The 9,056-nt window shown below is 72.4% G+C and carries 10 protein-coding genes; 6 read left to right on the top strand and 4 right to left on the bottom strand.

Translation table 11 applies throughout. From position 1 onward, the window contains the following. Nucleotides 1-64: 64 nt before the first annotated feature. On the top strand, nt 65-325 hold the full coding sequence (locus tag ACFY36_RS43785) for a hypothetical protein (protein WP_499751847.1): 261 nt from the start codon (nt 65-67) through the stop codon (nt 323-325). Between the two features lie 18 nt (nt 326-343). Beyond that, nucleotides 344-541 carry a hypothetical protein gene (locus ACFY36_RS43790; protein ID WP_498687091.1) on the top strand — a complete coding sequence of 66 codons (198 nt, stop codon included), beginning with the start codon at nt 344-346 and terminating at the stop codon, nt 539-541. Here the strand turns inward: ACFY36_RS43790 and ACFY36_RS43795 are convergent. Beyond that, on the bottom strand, nt 529-807 hold the full coding sequence (locus ACFY36_RS43795) for a hypothetical protein (RefSeq protein ID WP_499751848.1): 279 nt from the start codon (nt 805-807) through the stop codon (nt 529-531). The genes ACFY36_RS43790 and ACFY36_RS43795 overlap by 13 nt on opposite strands. A 93-nt stretch (nt 808-900) precedes the next feature. Between ACFY36_RS43795 and ACFY36_RS43800 the strand changes: the two genes are divergently transcribed. Then, nucleotides 901-2,046: an FG-GAP repeat domain-containing protein gene (locus ACFY36_RS43800; protein WP_499751849.1), complete on the top strand. Its 1,146-nt coding sequence runs from the start codon at nt 901-903 to the stop codon at nt 2,044-2,046. 105 nt (nt 2,047-2,151) lie between these two features. On the opposite strand, the gene ACFY36_RS43805 is transcribed toward ACFY36_RS43800, so the two are convergent. Next, nucleotides 2,152-2,412: an NUDIX domain-containing protein gene (locus tag ACFY36_RS43805; RefSeq protein ID WP_499751850.1), complete on the bottom strand. Its 261-nt coding sequence runs from the start codon at nt 2,410-2,412 to the stop codon at nt 2,152-2,154. Between the two features lie 20 nt (nt 2,413-2,432). Beyond that, nucleotides 2,433-2,702, bottom strand: a complete 270-nt coding sequence (locus ACFY36_RS43810) for a hypothetical protein (protein ID WP_499751851.1) — start codon at nt 2,700-2,702, stop codon at nt 2,433-2,435. Nucleotides 2,703-2,803: 101 nt separating this feature from the next. On the opposite strand from ACFY36_RS43810, the gene ACFY36_RS43815 reads away from it, so the two are divergent. The 3 genes from ACFY36_RS43815 to ACFY36_RS43825 all read left to right on the top strand — a co-directional run bounded on the left by ACFY36_RS43815 (nt 2,804) and on the right by ACFY36_RS43825 (nt 8,085). Next, nucleotides 2,804-6,745, top strand: a complete 3,942-nt coding sequence (locus tag ACFY36_RS43815; RefSeq protein WP_499751852.1) for a discoidin domain-containing protein — start codon at nt 2,804-2,806, stop codon at nt 6,743-6,745. A gap of 123 nt (nt 6,746-6,868) precedes the next feature. Continuing rightward, nucleotides 6,869-7,300, top strand: a complete 432-nt coding sequence (locus ACFY36_RS43820) for a GNAT family N-acetyltransferase (RefSeq protein WP_499751853.1) — start codon at nt 6,869-6,871, stop codon at nt 7,298-7,300. Then, nucleotides 7,297-8,085: a hypothetical protein gene (locus tag ACFY36_RS43825; protein ID WP_499751854.1), complete on the top strand. Its 789-nt coding sequence runs from the start codon at nt 7,297-7,299 to the stop codon at nt 8,083-8,085. Before ACFY36_RS43820 ends, ACFY36_RS43825 begins: the two co-directional genes overlap by 4 nt. Nucleotides 8,086-8,102: 17 nt before the next feature. Here ACFY36_RS43825 and ACFY36_RS43830 read toward each other — a convergent pair whose 3' ends face one another. Beyond that, nucleotides 8,103-8,894: a hypothetical protein gene (locus tag ACFY36_RS43830; protein ID WP_499751855.1), complete on the bottom strand. Its 792-nt coding sequence runs from the start codon at nt 8,892-8,894 to the stop codon at nt 8,103-8,105. Between the last annotated feature and the right edge of the window lie 162 nt (nt 8,895-9,056).

Raw genomic sequence — 9,056 nt, forward strand, 5'->3', positions numbered from 1 at the left:
GGAGTGGCATCGAGGGTTCACTCTGAGTTCCTGACACATCGCCACTCCGTTAGGGATGATCGACATGCGAAGCCAATTGCTCGCCGCCCGGGCCGCCGCTCTGTTCACCAGCGACCTGCCCTCCGGCACCCGCCCCACCCCGGGCGCGGTCGACGCCGCCATCGCCCGCGCCGTGCGCACGCGTGGCACCCGCGGTTGCGTCGCCGACCTCGCCACCGCCTACGGCGACTATCCCGAGAACGCGGCCACGCGCATGCGCTGGGCGCGCGGCGTCGTCGTCACCGTCTACGAACCCGCACCGGCGCGGGAGGCCGTCGCCGCCTGATCGGCTAGGTTGGCGTCCGTGACGAACGACCTGGCCAAACTTATCGCCGACCGCCTGCACGAGACGCTCGATCAGAGGGTCGCCGCCGAGATCCACGCTCCGCACGTCGAGCGCGGCCTCGCCGCCGGCGGCCCGGACGAGCCGATCATCGCGATCACGGTCGAGGAGGTCGCCCGCATCGCGGCCCGGGTCGCCCGCGACGCTCAGGCCTCGTAGACCTGGAGCACGCGGGTGGACGGCGCGGCCGGGCCCAGCCTCTCCCGCAGGGCCAGCCGCTCGGGGTCGGCCATGAAGGCGTCGTAGCCGTCCCGGCCCGCGAAGCGGATCACGTGCACCTCGGCCGCGCCGTCGTCCTGGCGGAAGCGCCGCTCGATCACGCCGTCGTGCCGGCCGAGCAGGGCCAGCACGGTGTCCTCGTACTGCCGGCCCGCCTCGGCGTGCCCCTCCGCCATGTCCACGACGGCGATCAACAGAAGCTCCATCGGCAGGAATCTACCGCGCTGAGTTTCGGGTCCGTCACGGAGGGGAACCGTGCCCGCGATCGTCCATGGTGGACGGCGGAACGGGGGATAGTGATGAGGCGTGCCTTGCTGGCGGCCGGAGTGGGGCTGTCGGTCGGTCTGGTGCCGGGGGTGGCGGTCGCCGCGACGAGCGGGACGTTCCTGCCGGCGCGATATCTGAGCACGGGGTCGACCCAGGACAACGCCGTCGCGATCGCCGATGTGACCGGCGACGGGCGGCCGGACATCGTCGTGGGGGCCGGTCCGGAGAACAACACCCAGCTGAGCGCGATCCTGGTGTACGCGCAGCGGGCCGACCGGAGCTACGGGGCGCCGGTCCGGGTGGCCGGGCATGGCACCTGGGCCGAGGTGAAGCTGGCCACGGCCGACATCGACGGGGACGGGCGTACGGACGTGGCCCTCGCCGGCGGTAACGGCGTGGACGTCTTCTATCAGCGCGGCGGCCGGCTGGCGGCGCCGGTTTTCCTGTCCGGGACCGCGCAGGACGTGGCCCTGGCCGACCTGAACGCCGACGGGCGGCAGGACGTGCTGACGAGCGCCGGATTCGGCGAGATCCGGGTCTACCAGCAGTCGGCGGCCCGGACGTTCGGGGCGCCGGCCGTTGTCACCGGCCCGGTTCCCTCGTCGGCGCACGTCGATCAGGTCTTCGCCGCCGACTTCAACGGCGACGGCCGGCTCGACCTGGCGCAGTCGTGGGGCGGCGGTGCGTGGGTGCGGCTGCGGCAGGCCGGCGGCACGTACGGCGCGGCGGCCACCTATCAGCCTCCGTTCGACGGGAACTACCCCCGGGTCGGCGCCGGCGCGGCGGTCGGCGACGTGACCGGCGACGGCAAGGCCGATCTGGTGCTCAGCCTCTCGGGCAACCGGCCGGACGCCGAGATCGACGTGTTCGCCCAGCAGGGCGGCGGTTTGAGCCCCGTGCCCACGGCCTATCCGGCGTACGACTCCCCGGCCGGCCTGGCCATCGGCGACCTGACCGGCGACGGCCGCGGCGACCTGGCCGTGGCCCACGCGAGCTGGCTGGCGGTCAGCGTCCAGCTCCAGCAGTCCACCGGCGTCCTCGGCCCCTCCACGACGAACACCGTCGACAACCCCGGCTGGCAGACCGACGCCCTGGCGATCGGCGACGTGACCGGCGACGGCAAGCCCGACATCGTCAGCGTCGCCTACACGAGGGTCGCCATCCTCGAGCAGCGCTGACCCCTCTCCCGGCCGCCCCGCCCGCACCTCGCCATCCTGGGCCAAGTCGTCCCAGGGCAGGTTTCGCGGGGCGGCCGGCCCGCGCTCACCCGCCGGAGGCGAGGATCACGTTCGTCCCGGCCACAGCGTCTCCAGGTGGCCCTCGGCGGTCAGGCCGGTCTCCTCGCGGAGCTCGCGCCGGGCCGCCTCCTCGAGGTGTTCGCCCGGCTCCACGGTGCCGCCGGGCATGCTCCAGGTGCCGTCGTCCGAGCGCTGCTGGAGAAGGACGCGCCGGCGGTCGTCCCGCACCAGCACGCCGGCGCCCGCCACCACCAGGGGCTCCCGGCCGATCAAGGCTCGCATCCGCTCCACGTAGGACTTCGTCACGGACGCAGGATAGGCGAGGCTCAGCCGGTCCAGTCGAGCCACTTCTCGCCGGCGGTCAGTGCCGCGTACCAGAACGTGTAGGCGAGGACCGCGACCGCGGGCACCCAGAGGGGGCGGCCGCCGCGCATCAGCCTGATGACCACGACGAGCATGGCCAGCCAGGCGATCATGAGCAGCGCGATGGCCCAGGCGGGGGCGAGCAGGCCGCTCGCGGCGTAGAGCACCAGGGTGCCGAGGAAGGCGGCGACGCCGATCCAGCCGATGAGCCATTGCCACCAGGGGCGCGTCATGGGGTCACCGTACGGGTCTTGTAAAGGTCCCGAAACATGGTCTTGACACATAGGAACCCGGCCCGTTTCATGACAACGTTGTCATCTCCCCTGGAGTCATCATGGTCGATTCACCGTCCGTGTCCCGCCGGGCCTTCCTCGGCGCGAGCAGTGGGCTGCTTGCCTCGGTCGCCCTGCCCGCGGGCGCCGCCGGCGCCGCTCCCAGCGAAAGGACTGCCGCCATCACCAGCGAGAAGGCTCCCGGCGGCAAGGGCGAGCTCGCCCTGCACCGGCCGGTCACCGCGTCGTCCACCACGTACGGGCCGGCCCAGCCGTCGTTCGTCACCGACCGGATGGCCCGGACCGGCGTCCAAGGGTCGGGCTGGCGGGCCGGCCCGGGCGACGACCCGCAGTGGATCGCCGTGGATCTGCAGGGCGCCTGCGAGATCGAGCGGATCACCCTGACCTTCGAGGCGACGCTCGAGGACAAGCCGTTCGACGGCAAGTACAACACGACCGACGGCGACGAGATCCAGTCGAGCGCCGCCACCTCGTACAGGATCGAAGTCAGCTCGGACGGCAAGAGCTGGACCGTGGCCCACGAGACGGCCGAGGGCGCCGGCGGCATCCAGCAGATCGCTCTGCCGGTGCCCGTGCGGGCGCGGCATGTGCGGCTGACCGTGCTGGAGCGGCACAACACCAATCCGGCCGGTCTCAACGGCTTCCAGGTGTACGGGCGGGCGCTCGGCCCCCGGCCCCCGGCCACCGGCTGGACCGACTGGGCGGGCGGCAACACCGAGCCCGCGCCCGCGCTGAGCGTGGCCCCGGACGGCACCGTCCCGCTCGAATCCGGCTGGGCGCTGACCATGGACGACTTCGCCGACTCGGACCCGCGCGACTGGGTTCCCGCCGCGGTGCCCGGCACCGTGCTGGCCAGCCTGGTCGAGCAGGGCCACCTGCCCGACCCGGTCGGCGGATTCGAGAACCTGCACATCCCCGAGGCGCTCTCCCGGCACGAGTGGCTCTACCGCCGCGACTTCACGCTGCCGCGCGGCTTCGACGCCTCGCGCCGCGTCTGGCTCGAGTTCGACGGCGTCAACCACGCCGCCACCGTCACGGTCAACGGCGTCGAGACCGGCACCGTCACGCATCCGTTCGCACGGGCCGCCTTCGACATCTCCGGGGCGCTGAAGGGCCACTCCCGGCACAACGTCACGGTGCGCATCTCCCCGATGCCGCATCCTGGCACGCCCGGCGACAAGACGCTCACCAGCTGGACGTTCCTGCACGGCGGCTCCATGTACAAGGACTCGCCGACCTACCTCGCGGTCTCCGGCTGGGACTGGATGCCGGCCGTGCGCGACCGCGCCTCGGGCATCTGGAACCACGTCCGGCTCCGCGGCACCGGCGACATCGTCATCGGCGACCCGCACATCGCGACCAAGGTGCCCGACGTCCGTACGGCCGAGGTGACCGTGACCGTCCCGGTCCGCAACGCCGCCGCCACCGCCACCACGGTCACCCTCAAGTCCTCGATCGGCGGATCAAGAACGGTCACCGTGGCCGCCGGTGCGACCACCGACGTCACCTTCGGCACCGTCAAGGTCCGTGACCCCCAGCTCTGGTGGCCCAACGGGTACGGCGACCCGCATCTGCACGACCTCACCGTGACGGCGACGATCGGTCGTACGGTCAGTGACTCCCGCAAGGTCCGCTACGGCCTGCGCGAGTTCTCGTACGACACGTTCCAGCCGGTCGTGATCAGCCCGCCGGCCAAGCCGCCGCTGGAGTTCCAGAACGGCAAGGCCACCCAGACGGTCACCTTCGACCGGCGGCACAAGCGGCACGTACGCCTCCAGATGGGTGCCCGGGCCACCGGCTGGGGCGTGTCGTTGTGGTCCCTTTCGGTCTCGGACGGCGACGGCGCCGACCTGGCCCTGCACAAGACGGCCACCGCGTCGTCCGCCGCCGACGGCACGGACCCCGGCGAGGTGACCGACGGCGACGACGGCACCCGGTGGAGCTCGGACTACCGCGACAACGAGTGGATCCAGGTCGACCTCGGGGCGGCGGCCGATTTCGATCGGGTGACCGTGGTGTGGGAGCAGGCGTTCGCGCTCGACTACCGCGTGCAGGTGTCCGACGACGGCGACGCCTGGGAGGACGTCAAGGCGGTGAACAACGAGACGCCGCTGGGCAACTACGGCCCGCAGACCGTCGACGTCCCGCCGACCACCGCCCGCTACGTCCGCGTCCAGACCGGCCGCCGGGCCACGAGCTGGGGCGTGTCGCTGTGGACTCTTTCGGTCCTCGGCGGCGGCACCGATCTCGCTCTCGGCAGGACGGCGACGGCGTCGTCGAGCGAGTCGTCCAACCCGCCGGCCAACGTCACCGACGGCAACCCGCGCACCCGCTGGGCGTCCTCGGAGTACGCCGACAACCAGTGGATCCAGGTCGACCTGGGCGCGACCGGCACCTTCGACCAGGTGAAGCTGGCCTGGGAGACCGCGTACGCCAAAGACTTCGTCATCCAGGCCTCCGCGGACGGCGAGACCTGGACCGACGTCAAGGCCGTCGACAACACCACGGTCGAGCTGAAGATCAGCGTGAACGGCGTGCCGGTGTTCTGCCGCGGCGGCAACTGGGGATGGGACGAGCTGCTGCGCCGCACCCAGCCGCACCTGCTGCGCGAGGCCGTGGCGATGCACCGCGACATGAACTTCACGATGATCCGCAACTGGATCGGCAGCAGCACCCGCGAGGAGCTCTACGCGGCCTGCGACGAGTACGGCATCCTTCTCTGGAACGACTTCTGGGAGGCCGGCCCGTTCATCGACGCGTCCGAGACGTACGACGCGATCGTGGCCGACACCATCCGGCGCTACCGTCACCACCCGAGCATCGCAGTGTGGTGCGGCGCCAACGAGCAGTTCCCGCCGCCGGCGATCGACGCCGGCCTGCGCAAGGCCGTGGCCGAGCTCGACCCGGAGATCGTGTACGTCCCGTCGTCGAACGCCGGCGTGGTCAGCGGGAACGGCCCGTGGCACTGGATCGATCCAGCCACGTACGCCGACCCGAAGATCTACGTGTCGGGCACGCTCGGCTTCCACACCGAGATCGGCATGCCGGTGGTCCCGCACGCCGAGACGATGCGCAACCTGGCCGGCGGCGAGCCGGCCTGGCCGATCGGCGAGGTGTGGGGCTATCACGACTGGGCGACCAGCGGGAACCAGCACGTCGACGGCTATCAGAAGGCCATCGAGGACCGGCTGGGCGTGGCGTCGTCGCTGGAGGAGTTCACCACGCGCGCCCAGTTCGTCAACTACGAGAGCCACCGCGCGATGTTCGAGGCGTGGAACTCGCGGCTGTTCGACAACGCGTCCGGCCTGCTGCTCTGGATGTCGCACCCGGCCTGGTACAGCACGGTCTGGCAGACCTACGACTACGACCTGGACGTCAACGGCGCGTACTACGGCTCCCGCAAGAGCTGCGCGCCGCGTCACGTCCAGGCCGACCCGGGCACGTGGCGTGTCCGGGCGGTCAACCACACCCCGTCGGCATTGACCGGCGTCGTGGTGACAGCCCGTGCCTACGACCTGGCCGGCAAGCCGCTCGGCGCCGAACAGAAGCAGACATTGTCGGTGGCGCCGTCGGCGACGGCGGAGGCCTTCACGGTGGCGGCCGCGGATCAACCGCTTCATCTCGTACGGCTGGAGATGCGCACCGCGAAGGGCGAGCTGCTGTCGGAGAACACGTACTGGAGGTATGCGAAGCCCTCGGACATGCGGGCCCTGTCGACGATGGCCCGCACGTCGCTCGACGTCCGCACCGCGCCGGCCGGCCGTGGCGTGACGGCCACGGTCACCAACCGCGGCAAGGCGGTCGCGGCGCTGGTCCGGGTCGCCCTGCGCGACGGCAAGGGTGAGCGGGTGCTGCCGGCCGAGTACAGCGACAACTACTTCTGGCTGCTCCCCGGCGAGACCCGCAAGGTCACCATCACGTGGCCGTCCCGGCTGGGCCGCCCGCACGGCCTGAAGGTCACGGCCGAGGCGTACAACTCCTGAAGCCCCGCGGCCGGCGCTTTGCCCCCAACGCGCCGGCCGCGGCCCGTCCTCCACCCGGGCCTCCGTGCGGCGTCCGCGGTTCCCGGGCCTCCGTGCGGCGTCCGCGGGCTTTACCGTCACCCGGTGACGATCGAGCTGATTCCCCGTTTCCCCGTCGACGATCGGACGCTCAGCGCTTTGCACGCCCGAGCGTTCGGCGCTGATCCGGCCGTGGTGCAGCCGTGGGCGCGGCGCCTGGAACGCCACGCCCTGACCTGGGTGGGCGCTTTCGAGGCGGGCGTGCTGATCGGCTTCGTCCAGGTCTGCTGGGACGGAGGCAGCCACGCCTTCCTCCTGGACACCGCCGTCGACCCGGCCCACCAGCACGGTGGCGTCGGCGTCGCTCTCGTCGAGGCCGCCACCACCGAGGCCCGCGCCGCCGGGTGCGAGTGGCTGCACGTCGACTTCGAACCCCACCTGGCCCACTTCTACCTGGACCGATGCGGTTTCCGGGCCACTCAGGCGGGCCTTATCGCGTTGGCAGCGCCGCCGGAACGTCCTACCGTCGTCCGGTGACCTTCCCCGCGCGCCCGCCGTTGCCGCCCGACGTCGACCCCGACCTCTGGTTCGACACCGAGGGATGCGGGCGGCACTACCTGCTCGACGGCAACCCGCACACGTTTCCCGGGCGCATGAACGCCTACTGCGCCGAGCGCGGCATCCGCACCCGGGTGTCGAAGGCCGAGATCGTCGACTGCTCCGAGCAGACCCGCTATTTCGTCCGCGGCTTCCTGTCCGGCAACGAGCCCGCCCCACCGGAGCCCGGCGACGGCACCGAACCGGCCAACTCGGGCTGGAGCAACGCGGCCGCCCGTTTCCGCGCCACCGGAAAGTGGCTCGACGCCGGTGACGACGCCGGTGACGACGGTGCCCCCGACTGGCTTCGGGACATGGTGCGGGAGCAGGAGACGGCACGGGTGGCGCTCGTCGTCGACATGCCGACCGGCGACACCGCCCGCGCCGTCGCAGTGGCCACCACCCTCGCCGAACGCGTCGGCCGCCGTGCCTGCGACGGCCCCGGCCCGGCCGAGGTCAGCGCGCCGGTGTCGTTCACCCGGGTCTACACGCAGGTCGGCGTCACCGGCCACCGCCCGTGGGTGGCGGTGCAGACGGCCATGACGGCACTGGGCCGCAGCGGCTGGTCACCCGCGACGGCGGTCGAGGGCGAGCAGTACGTGACCGCCGAGTTCAAGGCCAACCGCGACCTCAACCGGGGCCTCGACGCCCTGGGCGTGAACGCCCTGGAAATCCACGCCGCCTACGGGCTCGGACGTGACCCGTCCCGGACGCCGAGCATCTGACCGCGGTGGGGAGTGGTTCACCTCGTGCAGAGCTTCAGGAGCTCGGCGCGGCCGGGACCGGGCAGGGGATAGCGCGGGGCCGACACGCCCAGGGCCAGGACCCGGTCGCGGACGCCGGGGCGGGCGAAGACCTCGTCCGGGGTCTCCAGGAAACCCGCGACCGTCAGGTAGGCGCGCAGCATGTCCGGGTCGCGCAGGGCGGCCGCGTACAACGCCTTTGCTCCTATCCAGCGCAGGTCGTCCGTGCGGTACGGTACGCCGGTCGCGTCGCCCTCGATCTCGGCCAGGCGATGTTTGTCGAAGCCGTTCGTGGCCCTGTACAGGGGGAGCAGCGTGCGGGCCGTCGCCTCGTGGAAGCGGCGGGCCAGCTTGTCGTGGCCGGACGGGTCGGTGTCGCGCAGGGCGTCGCGCAGGATCTGGGCGTGGATCAGGGTGAAGGCCGCGCCCCGGCCCAGTGACGGGTTGGTGCAGGCCCACGCGTCGCCGACCGGGACCATTCCGGTGACCAGCGGGGCGCCGCCGGGCGCGTAGTGCCGCAGGCGGTCCTCGATGCCGGCCAGCACGTCCACGCCGGTGATCGGGGTGGCGTCGATCCACGGAGCGGCCAGGGGATAGTGGCCGACCACGTCCGTCCACACCGCCGGGTCGCGCAGGACCCGCAGGGCGTGGTCGCGGCTGCTCGCGATCAGCACGACGCTCCACGTGCCCTCGTCGGCGGGCAGGGTCAGCACTGACACCGACTCGTACTGCTGCTGCACCATCACCTCCAGGTCCGGCCGGTCGCCCCGGAAGTGCCGGGAGTAGTACACGAAACCCGCGTCGTCCCTCTCCTCGGCCGGTCGCGGGGGGGCGGGCCCCCCCCCCCCCCCCCGCCCCGCCCCCCCGCCGCCCCCCCCCGCCGCCCCCCGCCCCGGCCCGCCCCCCCGGGGGGGGGGGGCGCCACCCCGGACCCCCGGCCCCCCGTGCCCGCG

The sequence above is a fragment of the Actinoplanes sp. NPDC000266 genome (assembly GCF_042899005.1).
In the GTDB taxonomy this organism is placed as follows: Bacteria; Actinomycetota; Actinomycetes; order Mycobacteriales; family Micromonosporaceae; genus Actinoplanes.

Excerpts from the sequence above, each read along its gene's own strand:
- ACFY36_RS43785 (WP_499751847.1), top strand. The coding sequence starts at position 65 with ATGCGAAGCCAATTGCTCGCCGCCCGGGCCGCCGCTCTGTTCACCAGC.
- ACFY36_RS43795 (WP_499751848.1), bottom strand. The coding sequence starts at position 807 with ATGGAGCTTCTGTTGATCGCCGTCGTGGACATGGCGGAGGGGCACGCC.
- ACFY36_RS43800 (WP_499751849.1), top strand. The coding sequence starts at position 901 with ATGAGGCGTGCCTTGCTGGCGGCCGGAGTGGGGCTGTCGGTCGGTCTG.
- ACFY36_RS43810 (WP_499751851.1), bottom strand. The coding sequence starts at position 2,702 with ATGACGCGCCCCTGGTGGCAATGGCTCATCGGCTGGATCGGCGTCGCC.
- ACFY36_RS43815 (WP_499751852.1), top strand. The coding sequence starts at position 2,804 with ATGGTCGATTCACCGTCCGTGTCCCGCCGGGCCTTCCTCGGCGCGAGC.